The sequence below is a fragment of the Pseudomonas sp. DCA-1 genome, assembly GCF_046523955.1.
Lineage (GTDB): Bacteria > Pseudomonadota > Gammaproteobacteria > Pseudomonadales > Pseudomonadaceae > Aquipseudomonas > Aquipseudomonas putida_Y.
Genome location: NZ_CP169881.1, coordinates 641,935 through 664,637, shown reverse-complemented (window position 1 = coordinate 664,637; position 22,703 = coordinate 641,935). Strand labels below are relative to the sequence as shown.

The window sequence follows — 22,703 nt, the reverse complement described above, 5'->3', positions numbered from 1 at the left end:
CGTGAAGGAATACATCTTGAGCGACCTCCTCAACCGCCGCCTGAGCCTGCTCGGCGCCAATCTCCCCCTGCTCAAGCAGTGCCTGCACGGTATTGAGCGCGAATGCCTGCGCGTGACCGACGAAGGTCGCCTGGCCCAGACCCCGCATCCGGAAGCTCTGGGATCGGCGCTGACCAACGAGCAGATCACCACCGATTATTCCGAGTCGCTGCTGGAGTTCATCACCCCGGCGCTGGCCGACCCGGCCAAGGTGCTCGAAAGCCTCGAAGAGACCCACCGTTTCGTCTACAGCAAGCTGGGCGACGAATACCTGTGGAGCCCGTCGATGCCGTGCACGCTGCCGGCCGAGGAGGACATCCCGATCGCTGAGTACGGCAGCTCGAACATCGGCAAGCTCAAACACGTCTACCGCAAGGGCCTGGCCCTGCGTTACGGCCGTACCATGCAGTGTATTGCCGGTATCCATTACAACTTCTCGCTGCCCGAAGCGCTTTGGCCATTGCTGCGCGAAGACGAAGGCAGTACGGAAAATGACCGCGACTACCAGTCGTCGGCCTACATCGCGCTGATTCGTAACTTCCGCCGCTACAGCTGGCTGCTGATGTACCTGTTCGGCGCCTCGCCGGCACTGGACAAAGGCTTCCTGCGTGGCCGCCCGCACCAGCTTGAAGAGCTGGATGCCGAAACCCTGTTCCTGCCCTACGCCACCAGCCTGCGCATGAGCGACCTGGGTTACCAGAGCAACGCCCAGGCCGGTCTTACGCCCTGCTACAACAACCTGGCCAGCTACACCGACAGCCTGCGCAAGGCCGTTGGCACGCCCTACCCGCCGTACGTTGAAGTCGGCACGCATGTGGATGGCGAGTGGGTTCAGCTGAACACCAATATTCTGCAGATCGAAAACGAGTACTACTCGAACATTCGCCCCAAGCGGGTCACCTACTCCGGCGAACGGCCGATCCAGGCCCTGACTTCGCGCGGTGTGCAGTATGTGGAAGTGCGTTGCCTGGACATCAATCCGTTCCTGCCGGTTGGTATCGACCTGACCGAGGCGCGCTTCCTCGACGCATTCCTGCTGTTCTGCGCGCTGGAAGACAGCCCGCAACTGGACAACGGCGAATGCGGCCAGTGCACCAGCAACTTCCTGACTGTGGTCAAGGAAGGTCGTCGTCCGGGCCTGGAGTTGCACCGCAATGGCCAGCCGATCAGCCTGAAGGACTGGGCCAGCGAGCTGATCGAGCGTATCCGCGAGTTGGCCAACCTGCTCGATCAGGCGCAGGGCTCTGATGAGCACGCCAAGGCCCTGGATGCCCAGCAGGCCAAGGTCGACGACACCTCACTGACCCCATCGGCCCAGGTGCTGGCACGCATGACCGAGCATGACGAGAGCTTCGTCCAGTTCTCGCTGCGCCAGAGCCGTGTACACGCCGAGACTTTCCGCGAACAACCACTGAGCAACGAAAAACAGCAGGCATTCGAGACGCTGGCCCGCGAGTCGCTCGCCAGGCAGTCCGAGCTGGAACAGGAAGAAGTCGGCGACTTCGACCTGTTCGTCGGTGCCTACCAGGCCAGCATCCTGGCAATCAGCAGTTGATGAACCGCACCACCACCCCGCGCAAACCGCGTGCCAGCAGCCAGGCCAGGATCGAGGCGATCCTGGCGGCTGCGCGTGAGCTGTTGGCCGAGCAAGGGGTGGCGGCGCTTTCTATCTACAGCGTGGCCGAGCGGGCGCAGATTCCACCGTCGTCGGTGTATCACTTCTTCGCCAGTGTGCCGGCCTTGCTGGAGGCGCTTACTGCGGATGTACACCGGGCGTTTCGCGAAGCCCTGAGCGCACCGATCGACAGCAGCGCGTTCAGCACCTGGCACGAGCTGTCACGGCTGATCGAAGAACGCATGCTTGATATCTATAACGAGGATGCGGCAGCGCGGCAGTTGATCCTGGCGCAGCATGGCCTGAGCGAGGTGGTGCAGGCCGACCGGCAGCACGACATGGAACTGGGCAACTTGATGCACAAGTTGTTCGACCAGCATTTTCACCTGCCGGTGATGCCACTGGATGTGGATGTGTTTGCCCTGGGCATGGAATTGAGCGACCGGGTGTATGCACGGTCGGTGCAGTTGCACGAGGCGATCACCCCGCGCATGGCCGAGGAAGGCAAGCGTGTATTCGAGGCGTATCTGGGGTTGTATCTGCCGCCGTTTCTGGCCAAGCGTTCCAGCTGAGAAATCTGGGGCCGCTTGGCGGCCCTTCGCGGGCACGCCCGCTCCCACAGAGCCCGCGCATACCCTGGAGCTTGCGAAGTACCTGTGGGAGCGGGCGTGCCCGCGAAGGCTGCAAAGCAGCCCCATTATCGAGCAGCAGCATCACAGCTTGGCAATAGACACTTCAGTCGACTTTACGAAGGCAATCACTTCGCTGCCCACCTGCAGCTCCAGCTCACGCACGGAACGGGTGGTAATCACCGAAGTGACGATACCCGAAGCCGTCTGCACGTCGATTTCCGACAGTACCGGGCCTTCGAGGATTTCTTTCACAGTACCTTTGAACTGGTTGCGAACATTGATGGCTTTGATAGTCATGGTTTGCTTCCTTTTGGCTTTTGGGATTCAGTGCGCCCAGCGCAGTTGCGTGGGCAGAGGGGCTACAGGATCCGGCTCGGGCGCAGTGCCCGGGATGGACAGAACACGGTTGAGCACTTCGCTTTCCAGCGCGGCCAGACGGTGCGAACCACGCGCCCGGGGCCGTGCCAGGTCAACAGTGAGGTCGAGCCCGACCTCGCCGTCCTCAATCAGGATCACCCGGTCAGCCACGGCAACCGCCTCGCTGACGTCGTGGGTGACCAGCAGCACAGTGAAGCCGTGCTGACGCCACAGGCGTTCGATCAGTTGCTGCATCTCGATGCGGGTCAATGCATCCAGCGCCCCCAGTGGCTCGTCCAGCAGCAGCAGACGGGGCTGGTGAATCAAGGCTCGGGCCAAAGCCACGCGCTGCTTCTGGCCTCCCGAGAGCGCTGCCGGCCATTCGTTGGCGCGGTCGGCCAGGCCAACCGCATCCAAGGCCTCCAGCGCACGCTGTCGCCAGTCACCAGACAGCCCGAGGCCAACGTTGTCGATCACCTTCTTCCACGGCAGCAGCCGCGCGTCCTGGAACATCAGGCGGGTTTCTTCACGGGCCTCTTCCAGCGGCGCGGCACCGGCCAGCAACTGACCAGCGGTGGGCTGGTCCAGCCCGGCAAGCAGCCGCAGCAAGGTGCTCTTGCCGCAGCCGCTGCGGCCGACGATAGCCACGAACTGGCCGGCCGGGATGTGCAGGTCGATGCCCTTCAACACGTCGCGCTGGCCAAAAGTCTTGCGCAGGCCCTTGGAGGCCAGCGGGATGCCACGCAGCAGGCGTGGCGGCTGTTCCTTGAACACGGTCATGCGCCCTCCTTCCTGGCAACTTGATAGGCCGGGTGCCAGCGCAGCCAGGCACGCTCCAAGCCTCGGGCCGCAAGGTCGGCAAGCTTGCCGAGTACGGCATACAGGACGATGGCCAGCACTACCACGTCGGTTTGAAGAAATTCGCGAGCATTCATTGCCAGGTAACCGATGCCAGCGTTGGCCGAAATGGTTTCGGCAACAATCAGCGTCAGCCACATGAAGCCCAAGGCGAAACGCACGCCCACCAGGATCGAAGGCAGCGCCCCCGGCAGGATCACCTGGCGGAACAGGCCGAAGCCGGACAAGCCGTAACTGCGCGCCATTTCCACCAACGCTGGGTCAACGTTGCGAATGCCGTGGTAGGTGTTCAGATAGATCGGAAACAACGTGCCCAGCGCGACCAGAAAGATCTTTGCCGACTCGTCGATACCGAACCACAGAATCACCAGCGGTATGAGCGCAAGGTGCGGCACGTTGCGGATCATCTGTACCGAGCTGTCGAGCAGGCGTTCACCCCAATTCGACAAGCCGGTGATGAAGCCCAGTACCAGGCCGATGCTGCCGCCGATGACAAAGCCCAGGCCTGCACGCCAACCGCTGATGGCCAGGTGGGTCCAGATTTCGCCGCTGCGCACCAGCTCGACGCCCGCGCTTACCACTGCGCTAGGTGCCGGCAGGATACGCGTCGACAGCCAGCCAGCGCTGACGGCCAACTGCCATATTGCCAACAGCAGCACCGGCAGCGCCCACGGCGCCAGGCGCTGGGTCAGGTTGGAGGAAGTTGCACGACTCATGGCCAGGCCCTCAGCTCTGCGACACAGATTTGGGCAGGATGTCGTTTGCCACCATCTCGCCGAACGGGCTTACGTAGCCGCCGGCCTGCGGTTGCTCAGGGCGTTGCACATCGAGGTGCGGGAACAGCAGTTCAGCCACGCGATAAGACTCTTCCAGGTGTGGATAACCCGAGAAGATGAATGTATCGATCCCCAAGTCGGCATATTCCTTCACCCGCGCCGCCACCGTCGGACCATCGCCCACCAGTGCGGTGCCAGCCCCGCCACGTACCAGACCAACGCCAGCCCACAGGTTGGGGCTGACCTCCAGGTTGTCGCGCTTGCCGCCGTGCAGGGCAGCCATGCGTTGCTGGCCCACCGAGTCGAAGCGCGCCAGCGAAGCCTGGGCACGAGAGATGGTGTCATCGTCCAGGTGCGAGATCAGGCGGTCGGCGGCGGCCCAAGCCGCTTCGTTGGTTTCGCGCACGATCACATGCAGGCGAATACCGAAGCGGACTTCGCGCCCCTGAGCCGCTGCTTTTTCGCGCACCTGAGCAATCTTCTCGGCAACGGCTGCCGGTGGCTCGCCCCAGGTCAGGTACAGCTCGACCTGTTCGGCCGCCAATTCCTGAGCGGCCTCGGACGAGCCGCCGAAATACAGCGGTGGGCGTGGTTGCTGAATCGGCGGGTAGAGCAGCTTGGCGCCCTTTACCTGGATGTGCTTACCGTCGTAATCGACGTTTTCCCCTTCCAGCACCTTGCGCCAGATACGAGTGAACTCGACCGAAGCTTCGTAGCGCGCCTGGTGGTTCAGGTGCAGGCCGTCACCCGCCAGCTCGTCCGGGTCACCACCGGTCACCAGGTTGAATAGCGCACGGCCATTGGACAAGCGATCGAGGGTGGCTGCCTGGCGTGCTGCCACGGTCGGCGAAATGATGCCCGGGCGCAGGGCTACCAGGAACTTCAGGCGCTGGGTCACGGGGATCAGCGACGCGGCCACCAGCCAGGAGTCCTCGCAGGAGCGCCCGGTCGGGATCAGCACCCCACCAAAACCAAGGCGATCGGCGGCCTGCGCGATCTGCTGCAGGTAACCGTGGTCGACCGCACGTGCGCCTTCGGAAGTGCCCAGGTACTTGCCGTCACCGTGGGTTGGGAGGAACCAGAAAATGTTAAGGCTCATTGGAGTCGTCTCCTCAAGGGTGGCTCTAGCCGGAGCGACGCCCCGGCACAGGCAGTCAATCAAGGCGCGCTAGCGACCTTGGCCGGGGGTGTCCAGATCACGTCCTTGATGCTCAGCGGCTTGGGTATCAGCTTGAGCGCCTGGAAGGTGTCAGCGATCCTCTGTTGCGCGGCCACCACCTCTGGGGTCAGCGGCGCAGCGCCGTAGCCTTGGCGTTTGACTGAGGTGAGGGTGATGTCGGCAGGCAGGCCGAGCAGCGGGGCAACTTGGTCGGTCACTTCCTGCGGGTTGGCCTGGGACCATTCACCCACGGCGCGCACTTCCTCGATCACGGTGTTGATCACCGCAGGGTGCTGTGTCGCATAGTTGCGGGTGGCGAGGTAGAACTGGTGGTTGTCGACCAGGCCCTTGCCGTCACGCAGGGTGCGCGCTTGCAGCTGCTGCTCGGCGGCGGCCTGGTACGGGTCCCAGATCACCCAGGCATCCACGCTGCCGCGCTCGAAGGCGGCGCGGGCGTCGGCAGGAGGAAGGTAGACAGGCTGGATGTCGCTGTACTTGAGGCCGGCGTCTTCCAGGGCGCGGACCAGCAGGTAGTGCACGTTGGAGCCTTTGTTGAGGACGACCTTTTTGCCCTTGAGGTCCTTCACCGACTGGATCGACGAGCCCTTGGGCAGCAGGATTGCTTCGCTGTGCGGCGCTGGCGGCTCGTAGGCGACATAGAGCAGGTCGGCGCCAGCGGCCTGAGCGAACACAGGCGGGGTCTCACCGGTTACGCCGAAATCGATGGAGCCGACGTTCAGCCCTTCAAGCAACTGCGGGCCGCCGGGAAATTCGGTCCATTGCACCTGTACTCCCTGCTCGGCCAGGCGCTTCTCCAGCGTGCCCTTGGCCTTGAGCAGCACCAAGGTGCCGTATTTCTGGTAACCGATACGCAGGCTCTCGGCCTGGGCTTGGGTAATGGCGCCGAAGGACACAGCCGCCGCGAACAGGGCGACCAGACCACGACGCAAGAAGACTGTGCGCATGGCGCTCTCCTGTGCGAATGGGTTCGGGTTGCACCTGCTTGCCTCGTTAACGGGCGAGTAAGGTGGTGAAGCGGGTAATGCCGTTAGATGCTCCAGCGAGCGCTGATCAGACGTTCATTCAGTACGCCGGGCGCCACGGGGTTCGGCCGACGGGTCAAGGCCGCGTGGAAGGTTTCCAGCGAGTCCTGCAGGCGCTCTTCCAGCGCCTGTACCAATTGGGCGGGCTTTGTACCTTCTGCGTAAGCCACCTGGCTATCGTCGGCAAAGATCCCTTGCAGGGTCTCTTGTGCCTTGAGTGCCGACAGCACCGGCTTCAATGCGTAATCCACCGCCAGCATGTGGGCGATGCTGCCGCCAGTGGCGATTGGCAACACGATCTTGTGGGTCAGTGCGCGTTCGGGCAGCAGGTCGAGCAATGTCTTCAGTGCACCGGCAAACGATGCTTTGTAGACAGGGGTAGAAACGATCAGGCCATCCGCCTGGGCCACCAACTGCTGGAAGTGTTGCACTTGGGGGCTATCGAAACGGGCATGCAACAGGTCTTCGGCGGGGAAGTCACGCACCTGGAAGGTCACCACTTCAACGCCACGGTCCTGCAGCCACTGGCGCGAACGCTCGAGCAGCACGCCGGAGCGTGAACGGAGACTTGGGCTACCACCGATTGAGACGACCAGCATTGCTGCGCTTCCTTGTGTTCTGTTGGAGGTAACATTAACAGCCGCTTCATATATCTAGAAATCATATTTATTCATTTATTTATTCCATTATTGTCTTTGTCCGCGAGAGCCTCTTCGCGGGCGCGCCCGCTCTCACAGTTTTTTTACAGGCATAAAAAAGGGCCGTCGAAACGGCCCGAAAATCCCTGCTTGGCTAAGAGCAATGCAACGAGGAATCCATTAACGATTGGGCTGAGGGGTCAGGCGCAAATAGGGTTTGACCGCCCGGTAACCTTTGGGGAAGCGCTGCTTGATCTCCTCCTCATCCTTGAGCGAAGGCACGATCACCACCTCGTCGCCGTCCTGCCAGTTACCTGGTGTGGCAACCTTGTGGTTGTCGGTCAGCTGCAGCGAGTCGATCACCCGCAGAATTTCGTTGAAGTTGCGCCCGGTACTGGCCGGATAGGTGATGGTCAGGCGCACCTTCTTGTTCGGATCGATGATGAACAGCGAGCGCACGGTCAGGGTGTCGCTGGCGTTCGGGTGGATCAGGTCGTACAGGTCGGACACTTTGCGGTCGGCGTCGGCGATGATCGGGAAGTTGACCACGGTATTCTGTGTTTCGTTGATGTCATCAATCCACTTGTGATGCGAGTCGACCGGGTCCACCGACAGGGCGATGGCCTTGACCCCGCGCTTGGCAAATTCGTCCTTGAGCTTGGCGGTCAAGCCCAACTCGGTGGTGCACACCGGGGTGAAGTCGGCCGGGTGGGAGAACAGCACCCCCCAGCTGTTGCCCAGCCACTCGTGGAAGCGGATCTTGCCTTCGCTGGAATCCTGTTCGAAATCGGGGGCGATATCGCCGAGTTTGAGGCTCATGGGCTGCGGCTCCTGGGCTGGGTTCTGTACCTTAGGGATTCAATGTGCCTGCAATCGACCAAGAACAAAAGGAATAAATAACAATTTATTTATAACCAAAATTCATAAAAATCTGCAGACATAAAAAAGCCTCGCATCAGGCGAGGCTTCTTGTTCAGCTACGGCTTACAGGAAGTTGTAAGTGTAGTTGAAGATCAGGCGGGTCTGGTCCTGGTCAGCCAGCGAGCTGGTGCCGGTGCCACGGTAGACGCCGTGACGCAGGCTGGCGCCCAGGCCCTTGAAGGTGCCGTCCTGGATAACGTAGTCGACACGGGCGTCACGTTCCCACTCGCTGAAGTGGCCGCCGCCAACGGCGTTTTTGCCATCTTCACCTTTCAGGTAGGAAACCGACGCTTTCAGGCCCGGCACGCCCAGGCGAGCGAAGTCGTAGGCGTACTGACCGAAGGTGGTGTTTTCACCAGCCTTGGCGAACTGGTTGATCATGCTGTCGGTGAACAGGTAGAAGCTGGAGCCGCCGGCGCCTTCCGGACGGTTGTTGCCATCGCGGACCGAGCCCTGGTTCAGCCAGACAAAGCCACCGTCGTCACTGACTTGTTGATGGCCCAACATCAGCGAATGACCACCCAAGGTGTACGTAAACATTGCGGACCAGGTCTTGTTATCGACCTTGCCGTCATTTTTCTCGTAACCGCCGTTGTTATTGAAGTTATACGCTCCTGGTCCGCCGTTCTTGCCATCGCTGCTGCTATCGAAGTAGCGCAGGTCGGTTTTGAAGGACTGATCATCAGCAATCTTGAAAACGTGGGTCGCACCCAGGAAGTGCTGTTTGTAGAAGTCCTTCAGGTTCGAGTAGTAGTACTGCAGTGTCAAGTCAGGGGTGAGCTTGTAGTCCAGACCGCCGTAGATGAACTTGTTGCTATCGGCAGTGGCGCCGTTGACCGAAAGGCCGGTACGGTTGCTCGAAGCACGGCCCATGGCATGGGTCAGTTGACCGGCGTTGATGGTCAGGTTGTCGATTTCCTTCGACTGGATAGTGCCACCCTCGAAGGTCTGCGGCAGGAGGCGGCCATCGTTGGAGACCAGAATCGGCAGGTTCGGCGCCAGAGCGCTACCATAGTGAACTTCGGTCTTCGAGAAACGCGCCTTGGCGTTACCACCCACGCGGGCCCACTGGCTTACAGCCGAGCGGTCGGTGTCACTTGGGAAGAAGGAGCTGTTGTCAGGGTGTTTGCCGCGGCCGCCATCCAGATGAATACCCCACAGGGCCTGGACGTCTACACCGAAACCAACGGTGCCTTCAGTGAAACCGGACAGGTAGTCGAGCTTGAAGCCCTGACCCGATTCGCGGTTGTCAGCCCCGCCGTCACGGTTGTCATTGTTGAAGTACATGGTGCGCGAGCTGAGCGACAGCTTGCTGTCCTCAACGAAACCGGCAGCGCCTGCTTGTTGGGCGAGAACCCCCAGTGCCACGGCCAGAGCCAGGCTGGACTTGTACATGTTTTGCTCCTCTACGTTCTAATTTTTGTGTATCTCTGGCGGAGGGGTCTGATGCCCCGCTCACCGGGATGGGCGATTTAGTCCCAAAGCGTGACCATCAAGTCAATCGTTTCTAAACGTTTCGCGACTTTGGTCTAAGACGCCACCTGCGCTACAGGATAATGACAATCCTATAAAACCAAAATGACCGTTTTATGAATTTGTAAGATTTTTACGGAATATGTTAGAAATTTTTACTTCCGGTCACTATAGAATCGCAACGAATAATAGCTTTTAGCTATAAGCAAACGTTTGCTTATAGCCTAATGAGTTTCGTTCTTGATTAGCGCGGGAGTGGCTGACCTACGGAGGCGATCCCCTGTAGGCCAGCGGCATTGCGACGTGGAATGCGGGATGGGTTGACCGCGACGCACGACAGCCCTGCAGCATGGACCTGCATGTGCAGCCTTGTGCTGTGAATGGGCCGCAGAGCGGCCCCGTCGGTCTAGCGGACCAAATGCAGGTACTGCATGTGCCGCTCGTACTGGTCGAGGATGTCGTTGATGATCTGCTCTTTGCTATAGCCCACCAGGTCATAGTTCTGGCTGCCTTCGCTCAGGTGCACCTCCGCCCGGTAATAGCGACGGTTCTTCAACTCCTGCGTACCCAGCCCCCCCAAGGCGAATGATGGCGTGAAATAGCCACGCATCTGCACCTGGTAAATGAACGGCTGTTCCTCGCCATGGCCAATCTTCAGGCTGACGTTGTCATGGCTAGGGTCGTCCTGGGTGATCAGTACCAGGCCTTTCTGCTCGAACACTTCACGCACATCGGCAATCGCAGGGCGCACCACATCATCCATGAAGCGGTACACCTCATCACGCGACGGGAAGTGCACCGCCTGGCTCAGGCGATGGCGCCAGCCGCCACGCCCCCGGCGTGACTGGGCGAACGGGGCCAGCGAGTGCATCTGCGCGATCTGCCGTTGCGACTCCAGGTAGAACGCCTTGTGCAGCCCCCACATCATGCACAGCAGAATCAGCGAGAACGGCAGCGAAGTCAGTACCACTGCCGACTTCAGCGAATCGATGCTGCCAGCGAACAACAGCGCACTGGTGATCAGCGCAGTCATCGCCCCCCAGAAGATACGCAGCCAGTTCGGCCCATCCTCATCAGCTCCCCCACCCTTGGCCGACAAGGTCGACAGCACCACGGTACCCGAGTCGGCCGAGGTGACGAAGAACACGAAGCTGATGAACACCGTGGTGGCGATTACCGCCTTGCTCCAGGGGTAGGTTTCCAGCAGCAGGTACAGGCTCATCGACGGGTTATCCAACGCCGATTGGCCCAGCGCGGTCATGCCGTGGTTGATCACCTGGTCCAGGGCGCTGTTGCCGAAGATAGACATCCACGCCAGGGTGAAGCCCAGCGGGATCAGCAACACGCCAAAGACGAACTCGCGAATGGTGCGGCCCCGGGAAATGCGGGCGATGAACAGGCCCACGAACGGCGCCCAGGCAATCCACCAGGCCCAGTAGAACACGGTCCAGCCGCCCAGCCAGCCACGATTCTCACCATAGGCATACACGTCGAAGCTTTTGCGCGGCAACGCCCCCAGGTAGTCGCCCAGGTTCTGGATCAGCGTGTTGAACAGGTGCTGGGTAGGCCCGGCAAACAGCACGAACAGCAGCAGCGCACAGGCCAGGAACAGGTTGATATCGCTCATCACCCGCACGCCCTTCTCCACCCCGGCCACGGCGACGGCCACAGCCGCGCCCATCATCAGGGTGATGAGGATCACCTGCACCCACTGGCTGTGGCTGATGCCGAACAGGTAGTCCAGACCGGCGTTCAGATGCAGCACCCCAAAGCCCATGTCGGCACCCAGGCCGAACACCGTGGCGATGATGCCGAAGCCGTCCACCGCATAGCCGATCGGGCCGTTGATGCGCTTGCCAATCAACGGGTACAGCGCCGAACGCAGGGCCAGTGGCAGGTTGTGCCGGTAGGCGAAATAGGCCAATGCCATGCCGACGAAGGCGAACACGCCCCAGCCATGCAGGCCCCAGTGCAGGAACAAGATCTGCATCGCCTGGCGCCCGGCCTCGACCGTGCCTGCTTCGCCTTGGGGCGGTTGCAGCATGTGGGTGAGCGGTTCGGAGACACAGAAGAAGAACAGCGTGATGCTGATGCCGGCGGCGAACAGCATGCCGGCCCACGACAGGTAGCTGAACTCGGGTTCGTCGTGGTCGGCACCGAGTTTGATCTTGCCGTAGCCAGACAAGGCGGTGACCACCACGAAGACCAGGTACAGCGTCATCGCCAGCATGTAATACCAGCCGACCGTGTTGGCCGCCCAGTTCTGCGCCGCCAGCAACCAGTCACCTGCGGCTTGCGGATTGGAGATGACTACCAGGCCAAAGATGAGGATGAAACTTGCCGCAAAGTAGAACACCGGGGGGTTCATGCGGATCTTGCCATTGGAAAGGGAAGGGTTCGGTGCACTCATCGGGCGTGCACCTCGTCGAATGACGTGAGGTTCGGAATGAACGGGTTCAGCAAAGGAATCCTCCTGTTGAACACCGGCAGCGGACCAGCGTTTTTTCATTGAACAAGCGTTCAAGTTAAACATGGATCGGATTTCAATGCGAATTGGGGCGCTGATTGGGTCGTCCTGTTCCGGTCTCTTCGCGGGGTAAACCCGCATCTACATTTGGTACGTTCCGTGTAGGCGCGGGCTTGTCCGCGAAGAGGCCGGCACAGGCAATTTCAATGCGGGATCAGTTCTTGTCCTGGCAATCCAGCTGCAGGTTGGCCTGAGTAATGTTGCTTTCAGCCGGCACACTGCGAGTCAGCCACACATTACCGCCAATGGTCGAACCCTTGCCGATGGTGATACGCCCCAGCACCGTGGCCCCTGCATAGATCACCACATCGTCCTCGACGATCGGGTGACGCGGCAGGCCTTTGTGCAGAGTCCCCGACTCATCGCTGGGGAAACGCTTGGCACCCAGAGTCACCGCCTGGTAGATGCGCACGCGCTCGCCGATGATCGCGGTTTCACCAATGACCACACCAGTGCCGTGATCAATGAAGAAGCTCGGGCCGATCTGCGCCCCCGGGTGGATGTCGATGCCGGTGGCCGAATGCGCCAGCTCCGAACTGATCCGCGCCAGCAACGGCAGGCCGGCTTGGTACAGGTGGTGCGCCAGCCGGTGGTGGATGATCGCCAGGATGCCCGGGTAGCACAGCAGCACTTCATCGACGCTGCGCGCAGCCGGGTCGCCGTGGTAGGCGGCCAGTACATCGGTGTCGAGCAGTACGCGCAGTTCCGGCAGCGCAGCGGCAAAGCCCTGGATCAGGCTCAGCGCACGGGCGTCGACGCCAGCCAGCTCAGCCTTGCTCTGTCGTGCCGCATAGCGAAGTTCAAGACGAGCCTGGGCCAGCAAGGCGGTCAGCGCGGCATCCAGGGTATGGCCGACGTAGAAGTCTTCACTTTCTTCGCGCAGGTCGACTGGTCCCAGCCGCATGGGGAACAGCGCGCCGCAAAGTTGTTCCAGAATCTGTCGCATCGCTTCGCGCGATGGCAGCTCGCGCCCGCCCTGCTCACCGATGCTGCGGCCATTACGGGTGCGCCATTGCTCACGGGCGCCGCGCAGGCCAGTGACAATGCTCTGCAACTGCCAATGCGCGGATGAAGGTTGTTCGCTCACGGGGTTCTCCTGCCATATAGGCCATCTGATTTTGTTGCCAGGCCCGCGAAAAGGCCGAACCTGCCTGCTGCAATCCACTTTACGGCAAATCCGAGGCTTGGAAAAAACAACGCTTTATTCCATCCTGCACTAAGTCAGGCATAAGCCGCGATGACGGAGTGGGTATCGTCGCCTACCCTCAAAGCAGCCAGCACCTGGCGCAAATCAAAAAAAGGAATATTAAAGTTATTTTTTAGTATTTCCCGGCCTAATCAGCCAACCCTATAGTCGCCACCTCACTACCTAGACAACAAGCGCGGGGCTCTGAAATGTCGAAATTCGCCAAACCGCTACTCAACGCCAGCCTGGCCCTCCTGCTGGGTGCCGGCCTGCTCAGCCAGGCGTTCGCCGGCGAGCAATTGAAGACCATCCAGGAAAAAGGCGTCATCAACGTCGGCCTAGAGGGCACCTACCCGCCATTCAGCTTCCAGGACGAAAACGGCAAACTGACCGGCTTCGAAGTGGAACTGTCCGAGCTGCTGGCCAAGGAGCTGGGGGTCAAGGCCAAGATCCAGCCGACCAAGTGGGACGGCATCCTCGCCGCGCTGGAATCCAAGCGCCTGGATGTAGTGGTCAATCAGGTGACCATTTCCGAAGAGCGCAAGAAAAAGTACGACTTCTCAGAGCCCTACACTGTCTCCGGCATCCAGGCACTGATCCTGAAGAAGAAAGCCGAGCAGCTGAACATCAAGGGCGCACAGGACCTGGCCGGTAAAAAGGTCGGCGTAGGCCTTGGCACCAATTACGAGCAGTGGGTGAAAAAGGACGTGCCGCAAGCCGATGTGCGCACCTATGAGGACGACCCAAGCAAGTTCGCCGACTTGCGCAACGGCCGTATCGACGCCATTCTGATCGACCGCCTGGCCGCGCTGGAATACGCGCAAAAAGCCAAGGACACCGAACTTGCCGGCGATGCCTTCTCGCGCCTGGAAAGCGGCGTGGCCATGCGCAAGGGTGAGCCGGAACTGTTGGCAGCCATCAACAAGGCTATCGACAAGCTCAAAGCTGATGGCACGCTGGCCAAGCTGTCCGAGAAGTACTTCGGTGCCGATGTCACCAAATGATCGCTGAAAGCCTGCAACTCGTTGTCGACTCCGCGCCCTTCCTGCTGAAGGGCGCGGGTTATACAGTGCTGCTCAGTGTCGGCGGCATGTTCTTCGGTCTGGTGCTGGGCTTTGCCCTGGCGCTGATGCGGCTGTCGAAGATCCTGCCGCTGAACTGGCTGGCGCGGGTCTACGTGTCGTTCTTCCGCGGCACGCCGCTGCTGGTGCAGCTGTTCGTCATCTATTTCGGCATGCCGCAAATCGGCATCGAGCTCGACCCGATCCCCGCTTCGCTGATCGGCCTGTCGCTGAACATGGCGGCCTACATCTGCGAGATCCTGCGCGCAGCCATTTCCTCGATCGACCGCGGCCAGTGGGAAGCAGCCGCCAGCATCGGCATGACCCGCGTGCAAGCCATGCGCCGGGCGATCCTGCCGCAGGCCTTGCGCACCGCGTTGCCTCCGTTGGGCAACAGCTTCATCTCGCTGGTAAAGGACACCGCCTTGGCCGCCACCATCCAGGTGCCCGAGCTGTTCCGCCAAGCCCAGTTGATTACTGCGCGCACGTTCGAAGTGTTCACCATGTACGTGGCGGTCGCGGTCATCTACTGGGTGCTGTGCAGCATCCTTGCGCACTTCCAGAACCGCATGGAAGCGCGGGTCAACCAGCATGACCAGGAGCATTGAGCATGATTGAAGTCAAAGGCCTGACCAAGCGGTTCAAGGGCCAGACCGTGCTCAACGGTATCGACCTGACCGTGCAGCCCGGTGAAGTAGTGGCCATCATCGGCCCCAGTGGTTCGGGCAAAACCACGTTCCTGCGCTGCCTGAACCTGCTGGAAACCCCCGATGCCGGGCAGATCCAGATCGGCGCCATCAGCATCGATGCCAACCGCCCTTTGGGCGGGCAGCAGAGTGCGATTCGCCGTTTGCGCCAGCAGGCCGGGTTCGTGTTCCAGAACTTCAACCTGTTCCCCCACCGCACCGCCCTGGAGAACGTGATCGAGGGGCCGGTGGTCGTCAAGAAAACGCCTCGCGAGCAGGCCATCGAGCTTGGCCGGCGCCTGCTGGCCAAAGTCGGCCTGGCGGGCAAGGAAGACGCCTACCCACGGCGCCTATCCGGCGGCCAGCAGCAACGGGTGGCCATCGCCCGCGCCCTGGCCATGGAACCGGAGGTAATCCTGTTCGACGAGCCGACCTCGGCGCTGGACCCGGAGCTGGTCGGTGAAGTGTTGGCGACCATCCGCGGCCTGGCCGAAGAAAAGCGCACCATGATCATCGTCACCCACGAGATGAGCTTTGCCCGCGATGTGGCGAACCGGGTGATCTTCTTCGACAAGGGCGTGATCGTGGAGCAGGGCGAGGCCAAGGCGCTGTTTGCAGCGCCGAAGGAAGAGCGCACGCGGCAGTTCCTGCGCAAGTTCCTCGGGACTGCGGCCTCCGAGTAAACCTGTTCCGGCCCTTTCGCGGGTAAACCCGCTCCTACAGTGAATGCACAGATCTTGAGGCATCTGTAGGAGCGGGTTTACCCGCGAAGAGGCCGGCACGCCCGTAATAAATCCCCCCTTCTATAAATATTCCAAAAAGTTAGTTCATAAAATTTTTATAAATCATTAGGGTATATAAACCGGACCACCGGACCAGCACACGTCTGTCGCGATCAGCTGTAGCGACATAACTATTTTGTGAGGTCAGGAATGGTCAGGATCACAATCACCCCAGTGCGTAACGCCAGGGCATTGAGTGCAGCCAAGGAGCGGCACTGATGCCCAGCCAAGCCAACACCCAATCCCATAGCGATCTGGACAGCTCGCCCCCGCTGCTGCCGGCCAAGGTACTGCGCAACGACGCCGAAGCCCTGCAAGCGGCCCGCGAACTGGCCGAGGTCGCCCGTGAGCAAGCGGCCCGTCGCGACCAGCAACGCAAACTGCCCTGGGCCGAAATCGAACTGTTTACCCGCAGCGGTCTGGGCAGCATCAGCGTACCCAAGGCCTACGGTGGCCCCGACGTGTCGTTCGAAACCGTCGCCGAGGTGTTCCGCCTGATCAGCGCCGCCGACCCCGCCCTGGGGCAGATCCCGCAGAACCAGTTCGGCATGCTGCAACTGCTGCGCCTGACGGCCAGCGAGGCGCAACAAGCGCTGATCTTCCGCAGCGTGCTCGACGGCTGGCGCATCGGCAACGCCGGGCCTGAGCGCGGCACCAAAGACACCCTTACCCTCAAGGCCCGAATCACGCCCGCCGGCGACAGCTATAGCTTAAGCGGCGAGAAGTTCTACTCCACCGGTGCCTTGTTCGCCCATTGGGTGACGGTAAAGGCCCTCGACGACGAAGGCCGCCAGCGCCTGGCATTCGTGCGCCGGGGAAGCCCGGGGTTGCGTATTGTCGATGACTGGTCCGGGTTCGGCCAGCGCACCACCGCCAGTGGTACCGTGCTGCTGGACCAGGTGCCGGTTGACGCGGAACTGGTGATCGACAACTGGCGCCAGCGCGATATCCCCAACATTCAGGGCGCCGCTTCGCAGCTGATCCAGGCGGCGATCGACGCCGGCATCGCCGAAGCGGCTATCGATGATGCGATCACGTTCGTGCGCGAAAAGTCCCGGCCGTGGATTGAAGCCAACGTCGACCGTGCCAGTGACGACCCTTATGTAATTGCCGACATCGGCCGCCTGAAACTCGAGCTGCACGCCGCCGAAGCGCTGCTGCGCAAAGCTGCTCGGGTACTCGACGAAGTCAATGCTGCGCCTATCGACGCAGCCAGCGCGGCACGGGCCTCGATTGCAGTGGCCGAGGCCAAGGTGCTGACCACCGAAATTGCCCTGCAGGCCAGCGAGAAGCTGTTCGAGCTGGCCGGCAGCCGCGCCACCCTTGCCGAGTTCAACCTCGACCGCCACTGGCGAAATGCCCGGGTGCACACCCTGCACGACCCGGTGCGCTGGAAGTACCACGCGGTCGGCGCTTACCACCTTAACGGCACCCTGCCTGCACGGCATTCCTGGATCTGATTTGCTGCCTTTGGGGCTGCTGCGCAGCCCTTCGCGGGCTTGCCCGCTCCCACAGGATTGCCACCGCCTGAACTGGCATCACTACACCTGTGGGAGCGGGCAAGCCCGCGAAGGGCCGCAAAGTGGCCCCCGGAGAACTCCATGACAATCGCTATCATCACTAGCGACGCCCAAGCTCTGGCCGTCGCCGAAGACATCGCCCAGCAACTGCGCCGCGACAGCGCCTTGCGCGACCGCGAGCGCCGCTTGCCGCTCGCCGAACTCGAGCTGTTCACCCGCTCCGGCCTGTGGGCCATCAGCGTGCCCAAAGCCTTCGGCGGTGCCGGCGTGTCCAACGTCACCCTGGTCAAGGTCATCGCCCGTATCGCGCAGGCCGACGGTTCGCTCGGGCAGATTCCGCAGAATCATTTCTACGGTCTGGAAGTGCTGCGGATAAACGGCAGCCCCGAACAGAAGCAGCGCCTGTACGCCGAGGTACTGGCCGGCCGCCGTTTCGGCAATGCCCTGGCCGAGCTGGGCACCAAGACCGCCCACGAGCGCACCACCCGCCTGAGCCGTGACGGCGACGGTTTCCGCATCAACGGGCGCAAGTTCTATTCCACAGGCGCCATCTATGCCCAGCGCATTCCAACCTCGGTCGTGGATGAACAAGGCATACAACAGTTGGCCTTCGTCCCGGCCGACAGCCAGGGCCTGCAGGTGATCGACGACTGGAGCGGCTTCGGCCAGCGCACCACCGGCAGCGGTTCGGTGGTGTTCGACAACGTGTACGTCAGCGCAGCCGACGTGGTGCCGTTCCAGAGCGCCTTCGAGCGCCCCACCCCGGTCGGCCCGCTGGCGCAGATCCTCCATGCCGCCATCGATACTGGCATTGCCCGCGCCGCCTATGAAGATGCCCTGCACTTCGTGCGCACCCGCAGCCGTCCGTGGGTCGACTCCGGCCTGGACAACGCCACGGATGATCCGCTGACGCTGAAAAGCTTCGGCCATCTGGCGATCCGCTTGCATGCGGCCGAAGCCCTGCTGGAGCGCGCCGGCGAATACCTCGACCGCGCCCGCGACGACAGCACTGCCGACAACGTGGCCGCCGCCTCCATTGCCGTGGCCGAAGCACGTGCCATCAGCACCGAAATTTCCCTCGCAGCCGGTACCACCCTGTTCGAACTGGGCGGCAGCCAGGCAACATTGGCCGAACACAACCTCGACCGCCACTGGCGCAACGCTCGCGTGCACACCCTGCACGACCCGGTGCGCTGGAAGTACCACGCCATCGGCAACTACTACCTCAACGATGCCAACCCGCCGCGCCGGGGGACCATCTGATGGCCAAGCAGATTCTGCTCAATGCCTTCAACATGAACTGCATCGGGCACATCAACCACGGTCTGTGGACCCACCCACGGGACACTTCAACCCAGTACAAGACCCTGGACTACTGGACCAACCTGGCACGCCTGCTGGAGCGCGGTCTGTTCGACGGGCTTTTCATTGCCGACATCGTCGGTACCTACGACATCTATGGCCAGTCACTGGACGTCACCCTCAAGGAGTCGATCCAGTTGCCGGTCAACGACCCGCTGCTGCTGGTCTCCGCCATGGCTGCGGTCACTCGTCACCTGGGTTTTGGCCTTACCGCCAACCTCACCTACGAGGCGCCGTACCTGTTCGCCCGGCGCCTTTCCACACTCGACCACCTGAGCAATGGCCGGGTGGGCTGGAACATCGTCACCGGCTACCTCGACAGCGCCGCCCGGGCCATGGGGCTGGCGCAGCAACCGGCGCATGATCGCCGCTACGACCAGGCCGATGAATACCTGCAGGTGTTGTACAAGCTGCTGGAAGGCAGCTGGGCCGATGACGCAGTGGTCGCCGACCGCCAGCATCGCGTCTATGCCACGCCCGACAAGGTGCGCAAGGTTCAGCACCAGGGCGAGTTCTACAAGGTCGAAGGCTACCACCTGTGCGAGCCCTCCCCACAGCGCACCCCGGTGCTGTTCCAGGCCGGCAGCTCGCCGCGTGGCCTGGCCTTCGCCGGCAACCATGCCGAATGCGTGTTCATCAGTGGCCAGGACAAGGCAGCCACCCGCGCCCAGGTCGACAAGGTTCGCGCGGCCGCCCAGGCCGCCGGCCGCTACCCGCAGGCGGTCAAGGTGTTCATGGGCATCACGGTGATCGTCGCGGCCACCGAGCAACTGGCCCAGGCCAAACATGCCGAGTACCTGCGCCACGCCAGCGCCGAAGCGGGGGTCGCGCACTTCGCCGCGTCCACGGGCATCGACTTCGCCGCCTATGAACTGGACCAACCCATTGCCTTCAGCCAGGGCAACGCCATCCAGTCAGCCACGCGCCAGTTGCAAGACAGCGCCTGGACCCGCCGGCGCCTGTTGCAGCAGCACGCCCTGGGCGGCCGCTACGTAACCCTGGTCGGCGCGCCTGAACAGGTGGCCAAGCAGTTGATCGCGTGGATCGATGAAACCGGCCTGGACGGTTTCAACCTGACCCGCACCGTCACCCCGGAGAGCTTCGAGGACTTCATCGAGCTGGTCATCCCGCAACTTCAGCAGCGTGGCCGCTACAAGACGGCCTACACCGAAGGCACCCTGCGCGAAAAACTGTTCCATACCGACCACCCGCACTTACCCGCCGACCACCCTGGCTCGGCTTACCGCTTTATCCCTGCCTCGACTGGAGCGCTGCACCATGCTTGAGAAACTGTTCCGGCCCGTCGCGGCCATTGCCATCTCCCTCGGCCTGTGCGCCGGTGCCCTTGCTGCCGAGCCGTTGAAGATCGGCACCACCTCGGCCTTTGCCATTCCGCTGGAAGCCGCGGTGGAAGAAGCCCACAAGCGAGGCCTGGAAGTGAAGCTGGTCGAGTTCAGCGACTGGATTGCGCCCAATGTCAGCCTCAACAGCGGCGACATCGACGTGAACTACTTCCAGCATATCCCGTTCCTGGAAAACGCCAAGGCTGCTGCAGGCTTCAACCTCGTGCCTTACGCCCCGGGCATCATCAACAACGTTGGCCTGTACTCGAAAAAGTACAAAAGCTTTGCTGAGCTGCCCGAAGGCGCCAGCGTGGCCATCGCCAACGACCCGATCAACAGCGGCCGTGGTCTGCTGCTGCTGGCCAAGGCCGGGTTGATCACCCTGAAGCCAGGCGTTGGCTACAAGGCCACCGAGGACGACATCGTCGCCAACCCGAAAAGGCTGAAGATCCTTCAGGTCGAAGCGGTGCAACTGGTACGTGCCTACGACGACACCGACCTGGTGCAGGGTTACCCGGCCTACATCCGCTTGGCCAACACTTTCGATGCCACCTCGGCATTGCTGTTCGACGGGCTGGAAAACAAGGAATACGTGATCCAGTTCGTCATTCGCCCGCAAAGCAAGGACGACCCACGCCTGGCCAAGTTCGTCGACATCTACCAGCATTCGCCAGTGGTGCGCGCTGCGTTGAACAAAGCTCACGGCAAGCTCTACCAAGCCGGCTGGGAAGGCTGACATGAGCCAGGCCAGCGCGCTCAGAGCGCCCACACCCCAAGCACTGCCGCCATTGGCCAGGGAACAGGCCCTGCGCCCCGAGATCAATGAAGCCCACGTGCGCTTCATCGGCCTGGGCAAGACCTACCCGGGCCAGGCGCAACCGGCCTTGCAAGGCATCGACTTGAACATCCGCCATGGCGAGATCTTCGGCATCATCGGCCGCAGCGGCGCCGGTAAGTCATCACTGCTGCGCACCATCAATCGCCTGGAGCAACCCAGCCAGGGCCGCGTATTGATCGACCAGGTGGATATCGCGCCTTTCGATGAGGACCAGCTTGTGGCCCTGCGCCGGCGCATCGGCATGATCTTCCAGCACTTCAACCTGATGTCGGCCAAGACCGTGTGGCAGAACGTCGAGTTGCCGTTGAAAGTCGCCGGCGTGGCAAAAGCCGAACGCCAGCACAAGGTGCGCGAGTTGCTGGAACTGGTCGGCCTGCAGGAAAAACATCACGTGTACCCGGCGCAACTGTCCGGCGGGCAGAAACAGCGCGTGGGCATTGCCCGGGCACTGGTGCACACCCCCGAGATCCTGCTGTGCGACGAGGCCACCTCGGCGCTGGACCCGGAAACCACCGCCTCGATCCTGGAGCTGCTGCGCGATATCAACCAGCGCCTGGGCCTGACCATCGTGCTGATCACCCACGAAATGGCAGTGATTCGCGACATCTGCCACCGGGTAGTGGTGCTGGAACGCGGCGCAGTGGTCGAGCAGGGCGAGGTCTGGCGGGTGTTTGGTTCACCCCGTCACGAGGTCACCCGCACCCTGCTCGCCCCTTTGCAGGCCAAGCTACCTGCCGCACTGCAAGCCAGCCTCCAGGCCAGCGCGGCGGGCCGCAACAGCGCCGTGGTGCTGAAACTGACCGTGCTTGGCGAGCCAGAGCTGTCTGCCCTGTTCAACGACCTGGGCGGGCGTGTGCGTCTGCTGCAGGGCGGCGTGGAAACCATCGGCGAACATGCCTTGGGGCAACTCATCCTCTCGGTGCAACACTCGCCGCACGACACCCATCAATTGCTGGAACGTGCCCGCCGTTGGGCCGAAAACGTGGAGGTATTGGGCCATGTGGTTTGATCGCCTGCTGGAAGGCTTGCTTGATACGCTGCTGATGGTTGGGGTTTCGTCACTGATCGCCCTGCTGGTGGGTGTACCCATGGCGGTACTGCTGGTCACCAGCGACAAGGGTGGGATCTTCGAGGCGCCGCTGCTGAACCGGGTGCTGGACGCCTTCGTCAACCTGTTCCGCTCGATTCCGTTTCTGATCCTGATGGTTGCGCTGATTCCTTTCACCCGCCTGGTGGTGGGTACCACTTATGGCGTGTGGGCGGCAGTGGTGCCGCTGACCATTGCCGCCACACCGTTCTTTGCGCGGATTGCCGAGGTGAGCCTGCGTGAAGTCGACCATGGCCTGGTGGAAGCCGCACAGGCCATGGGCTGCCGGCGCTGGCACATCGTCTGGCATGTACTGTTGCCCGAGGCGCTGCCGGGGATCGTCGGGGGCTTCACCATTACCTTGGTGACCTTGATCAACTCGTCGGCGATGGCCGGGGCGATTGGTGCCGGCGGGCTGGGGGATATCGCCTATCGGTATGGCTACCAGCGTTTCGACAGCCAGATCATGCTGACCGTGATCGCCATGCTGGTAGCGTTAGTGGCGTTGATCCAGTTGGGCGGGGACCGCCTGGCGAAGGGTTTGAACAAGCGATGCGCATGACCTGGGAAATTTATTGGGGCGTAAATCCAGCGCCGCCCGCGCGGCGCATCGCGAGCTGCGCTCGCTCCTACGTTTGTTTCGGGCCAGTTATGCCTGTGACAGGCGCTCGCGACCGCCTTGTTTGTACGACACGATATCGCGGCATGCGCCAAGGGGGGGCGCGCGCAAATCCCGCAGGAATGATTGGCCCGCAACAAACGTAGGAGCGAGCGCAGCTCGCGATGCGCCGCGCGGGCGG

Annotated in this window: 21 protein-coding genes; 11 read left to right on the top strand and 10 right to left on the bottom strand. The window is 61.9% G+C overall.

Translation table 11 applies throughout. The annotated features are described in order from the left end of the window. Positions 1-16 precede the first annotated feature (16 nt). Together gshA and ACE4QZ_RS03285 are read left to right on the top strand one after the other, a co-directional pair. Positions 17-1,594: a glutamate--cysteine ligase gene (gene gshA / locus ACE4QZ_RS03290; protein ID WP_028697327.1), complete on the top strand. Its 1,578-nt coding sequence runs from the start codon at positions 17-19 to the stop codon at positions 1,592-1,594. After that, complete coding sequence (locus tag ACE4QZ_RS03285) at positions 1,594-2,226, top strand: TetR/AcrR family transcriptional regulator (RefSeq protein WP_021782593.1); 633 nt, start codon at positions 1,594-1,596, stop codon at positions 2,224-2,226. The genes gshA and ACE4QZ_RS03285 overlap by 1 nt, the downstream gene beginning before the upstream one ends. A gap of 141 nt (positions 2,227-2,367) precedes the next feature. Here the strand turns inward: ACE4QZ_RS03285 and ACE4QZ_RS03280 are convergent, their stop codons facing one another. The 10 genes from ACE4QZ_RS03280 to epsC all read right to left on the bottom strand — a co-directional run bounded on the left by ACE4QZ_RS03280 (position 2,368) and on the right by epsC (position 13,125). Next, positions 2,368-2,583 carry a molybdopterin-binding protein gene (locus ACE4QZ_RS03280; protein WP_003255829.1) on the bottom strand — a complete coding sequence of 72 codons (216 nt, stop codon included), beginning with the start codon at positions 2,581-2,583 and terminating at the stop codon, positions 2,368-2,370. Positions 2,584-2,610: 27 nt separating this feature from the next. After that, positions 2,611-3,423 carry an aliphatic sulfonates ABC transporter ATP-binding protein gene (gene ssuB / locus ACE4QZ_RS03275; protein WP_021782592.1) on the bottom strand — a complete coding sequence of 271 codons (813 nt, stop codon included), beginning with the start codon at positions 3,421-3,423 and terminating at the stop codon, positions 2,611-2,613. Further along, entirely contained in the window at positions 3,420-4,217 is a 798-nt protein-coding gene (gene ssuC, locus ACE4QZ_RS03270) for an aliphatic sulfonate ABC transporter permease SsuC (protein WP_021782591.1), read from the bottom strand. Before ssuC ends, ssuB begins: the two co-directional genes overlap by 4 nt. Before the next feature lie 10 nt (positions 4,218-4,227). After that, positions 4,228-5,376, bottom strand: coding sequence for an FMNH2-dependent alkanesulfonate monooxygenase (gene ssuD, locus ACE4QZ_RS03265; RefSeq protein ID WP_021782590.1), 1,149 nt, complete (start codon positions 5,374-5,376; stop codon positions 4,228-4,230). A 59-nt stretch (positions 5,377-5,435) separates the two neighbouring features. Continuing rightward, the gene (locus ACE4QZ_RS03260; protein WP_084850418.1) at positions 5,436-6,401 is read right to left on the bottom strand and encodes a sulfonate ABC transporter substrate-binding protein; all 966 of its coding nucleotides are present in this window, start codon (positions 6,399-6,401) and stop codon (positions 5,436-5,438) included. Positions 6,402-6,484: 83 nt separating this feature from the next. After that, positions 6,485-7,078, bottom strand: coding sequence for an NADPH-dependent FMN reductase (ssuE, locus tag ACE4QZ_RS03255; protein ID WP_084850419.1), 594 nt, complete (start codon positions 7,076-7,078; stop codon positions 6,485-6,487). Positions 7,079-7,297: 219 nt separating this feature from the next. Further along, positions 7,298-7,936: a peroxiredoxin gene (locus ACE4QZ_RS03250; RefSeq protein WP_003255836.1), complete on the bottom strand. Its 639-nt coding sequence runs from the start codon at positions 7,934-7,936 to the stop codon at positions 7,298-7,300. A gap of 165 nt (positions 7,937-8,101) precedes the next feature. Further along, complete coding sequence (locus ACE4QZ_RS03245) at positions 8,102-9,433, bottom strand: OprD family porin (protein ID WP_021782587.1); 1,332 nt, start codon at positions 9,431-9,433, stop codon at positions 8,102-8,104. A 484-nt stretch (positions 9,434-9,917) separates the two neighbouring features. Continuing rightward, the gene (betT, locus tag ACE4QZ_RS03240) at positions 9,918-11,879 is read right to left on the bottom strand and encodes a choline transporter BetT (protein ID WP_172402802.1); all 1,962 of its coding nucleotides are present in this window, start codon (positions 11,877-11,879) and stop codon (positions 9,918-9,920) included. 313 nt (positions 11,880-12,192) lie between these two features. Further along, positions 12,193-13,125 (bottom strand): serine O-acetyltransferase EpsC, encoded by a 933-nt coding sequence (gene epsC / locus ACE4QZ_RS03235; RefSeq protein WP_021782585.1) that lies wholly within the window; start codon positions 13,123-13,125, stop codon positions 12,193-12,195. Between the two features lie 308 nt (positions 13,126-13,433). Between epsC and tcyJ the strand changes: the two genes are divergently transcribed. From tcyJ to ACE4QZ_RS03190, 9 genes are all read left to right on the top strand, one after another. Continuing rightward, a complete protein-coding gene (tcyJ, locus tag ACE4QZ_RS03230) occupies positions 13,434-14,228 on the top strand; it encodes a cystine ABC transporter substrate-binding protein (protein ID WP_021782584.1) in 795 nt (264 codons plus the stop codon). Further along, a complete protein-coding gene (gene tcyL / locus ACE4QZ_RS03225) occupies positions 14,225-14,893 on the top strand; it encodes a cystine ABC transporter permease (RefSeq protein WP_003255849.1) in 669 nt (222 codons plus the stop codon). The genes tcyJ and tcyL overlap by 4 nt, the downstream gene beginning before the upstream one ends. Positions 14,894-14,895: 2 nt before the next feature. Continuing rightward, positions 14,896-15,654 (top strand): L-cystine ABC transporter ATP-binding protein TcyN, encoded by a 759-nt coding sequence (gene tcyN / locus ACE4QZ_RS03220; protein WP_021782583.1) that lies wholly within the window; start codon positions 14,896-14,898, stop codon positions 15,652-15,654. A 317-nt stretch (positions 15,655-15,971) separates the two neighbouring features. Further along, positions 15,972-17,213, top strand: a complete 1,242-nt coding sequence (locus tag ACE4QZ_RS03215; protein WP_021782582.1) for an SfnB family sulfur acquisition oxidoreductase — start codon at positions 15,972-15,974, stop codon at positions 17,211-17,213. Positions 17,214-17,354: 141 nt separating this feature from the next. Beyond that, positions 17,355-18,536 (top strand): SfnB family sulfur acquisition oxidoreductase, encoded by a 1,182-nt coding sequence (locus ACE4QZ_RS03210; RefSeq protein ID WP_021782581.1) that lies wholly within the window; start codon positions 17,355-17,357, stop codon positions 18,534-18,536. Beyond that, positions 18,536-19,921, top strand: coding sequence for an LLM class flavin-dependent oxidoreductase (locus ACE4QZ_RS03205; protein WP_028697330.1), 1,386 nt, complete (start codon positions 18,536-18,538; stop codon positions 19,919-19,921). The genes ACE4QZ_RS03210 and ACE4QZ_RS03205 overlap by 1 nt, the downstream gene beginning before the upstream one ends. Then, the gene (locus ACE4QZ_RS03200; protein WP_021782579.1) at positions 19,914-20,714 is read left to right on the top strand and encodes a MetQ/NlpA family ABC transporter substrate-binding protein; all 801 of its coding nucleotides are present in this window, start codon (positions 19,914-19,916) and stop codon (positions 20,712-20,714) included. The genes ACE4QZ_RS03205 and ACE4QZ_RS03200 overlap by 8 nt, the downstream gene beginning before the upstream one ends. A gap of 1 nt (position 20,715) precedes the next feature. Beyond that, positions 20,716-21,825: a methionine ABC transporter ATP-binding protein gene (locus ACE4QZ_RS03195; protein WP_021782578.1), complete on the top strand. Its 1,110-nt coding sequence runs from the start codon at positions 20,716-20,718 to the stop codon at positions 21,823-21,825. Beyond that, positions 21,815-22,465 carry a methionine ABC transporter permease gene (locus tag ACE4QZ_RS03190; RefSeq protein ID WP_410480396.1) on the top strand — a complete coding sequence of 217 codons (651 nt, stop codon included), beginning with the start codon at positions 21,815-21,817 and terminating at the stop codon, positions 22,463-22,465. The genes ACE4QZ_RS03195 and ACE4QZ_RS03190 overlap by 11 nt, the downstream gene beginning before the upstream one ends. Positions 22,466-22,703: the final 238 nt, after the last annotated feature.

Bases quoted from the DNA above. Each gene is read 5' to 3' on its own strand.
- ACE4QZ_RS03215 (WP_021782582.1), top strand. From the start codon at position 15,972: ATGCCCAGCCAAGCCAACACCCAATCCCATAGCGATCTGGACAGCTCG.
- ACE4QZ_RS03210 (WP_021782581.1), top strand. From the start codon at position 17,355: ATGACAATCGCTATCATCACTAGCGACGCCCAAGCTCTGGCCGTCGCC.
- ACE4QZ_RS03205 (WP_028697330.1), top strand. From the start codon at position 18,536: ATGGCCAAGCAGATTCTGCTCAATGCCTTCAACATGAACTGCATCGGG.
- ssuD (WP_021782590.1), bottom strand. From the start codon at position 5,376: ATGAGCCTTAACATTTTCTGGTTCCTCCCAACCCACGGTGACGGCAAG.
- ACE4QZ_RS03200 (WP_021782579.1), top strand. From the start codon at position 19,914: ATGCTTGAGAAACTGTTCCGGCCCGTCGCGGCCATTGCCATCTCCCTC.
- ACE4QZ_RS03260 (WP_084850418.1), bottom strand. From the start codon at position 6,401: ATGCGCACAGTCTTCTTGCGTCGTGGTCTGGTCGCCCTGTTCGCGGCG.
- ACE4QZ_RS03280 (WP_003255829.1), bottom strand. From the start codon at position 2,583: ATGACTATCAAAGCCATCAATGTTCGCAACCAGTTCAAAGGTACTGTG.
- ACE4QZ_RS03250 (WP_003255836.1), bottom strand. From the start codon at position 7,936: ATGAGCCTCAAACTCGGCGATATCGCCCCCGATTTCGAACAGGATTCC.
- ssuB (WP_021782592.1), bottom strand. From the start codon at position 3,423: ATGACCGTGTTCAAGGAACAGCCGCCACGCCTGCTGCGTGGCATCCCG.
- tcyN (WP_021782583.1), top strand. From the start codon at position 14,896: ATGATTGAAGTCAAAGGCCTGACCAAGCGGTTCAAGGGCCAGACCGTG.
- ssuC (WP_021782591.1), bottom strand. From the start codon at position 4,217: ATGAGTCGTGCAACTTCCTCCAACCTGACCCAGCGCCTGGCGCCGTGG.
- tcyL (WP_003255849.1), top strand. From the start codon at position 14,225: ATGATCGCTGAAAGCCTGCAACTCGTTGTCGACTCCGCGCCCTTCCTG.
- ACE4QZ_RS03245 (WP_021782587.1), bottom strand. From the start codon at position 9,433: ATGTACAAGTCCAGCCTGGCTCTGGCCGTGGCACTGGGGGTTCTCGCC.
- betT (WP_172402802.1), bottom strand. From the start codon at position 11,879: ATGAACCCCCCGGTGTTCTACTTTGCGGCAAGTTTCATCCTCATCTTT.
- ssuE (WP_084850419.1), bottom strand. From the start codon at position 7,078: ATGCTGGTCGTCTCAATCGGTGGTAGCCCAAGTCTCCGTTCACGCTCC.
- tcyJ (WP_021782584.1), top strand. From the start codon at position 13,434: ATGTCGAAATTCGCCAAACCGCTACTCAACGCCAGCCTGGCCCTCCTG.
- ACE4QZ_RS03195 (WP_021782578.1), top strand. From the start codon at position 20,716: ATGAGCCAGGCCAGCGCGCTCAGAGCGCCCACACCCCAAGCACTGCCG.
- ACE4QZ_RS03285 (WP_021782593.1), top strand. From the start codon at position 1,594: ATGAACCGCACCACCACCCCGCGCAAACCGCGTGCCAGCAGCCAGGCC.
- ACE4QZ_RS03190 (WP_410480396.1), top strand. From the start codon at position 21,815: ATGTGGTTTGATCGCCTGCTGGAAGGCTTGCTTGATACGCTGCTGATG.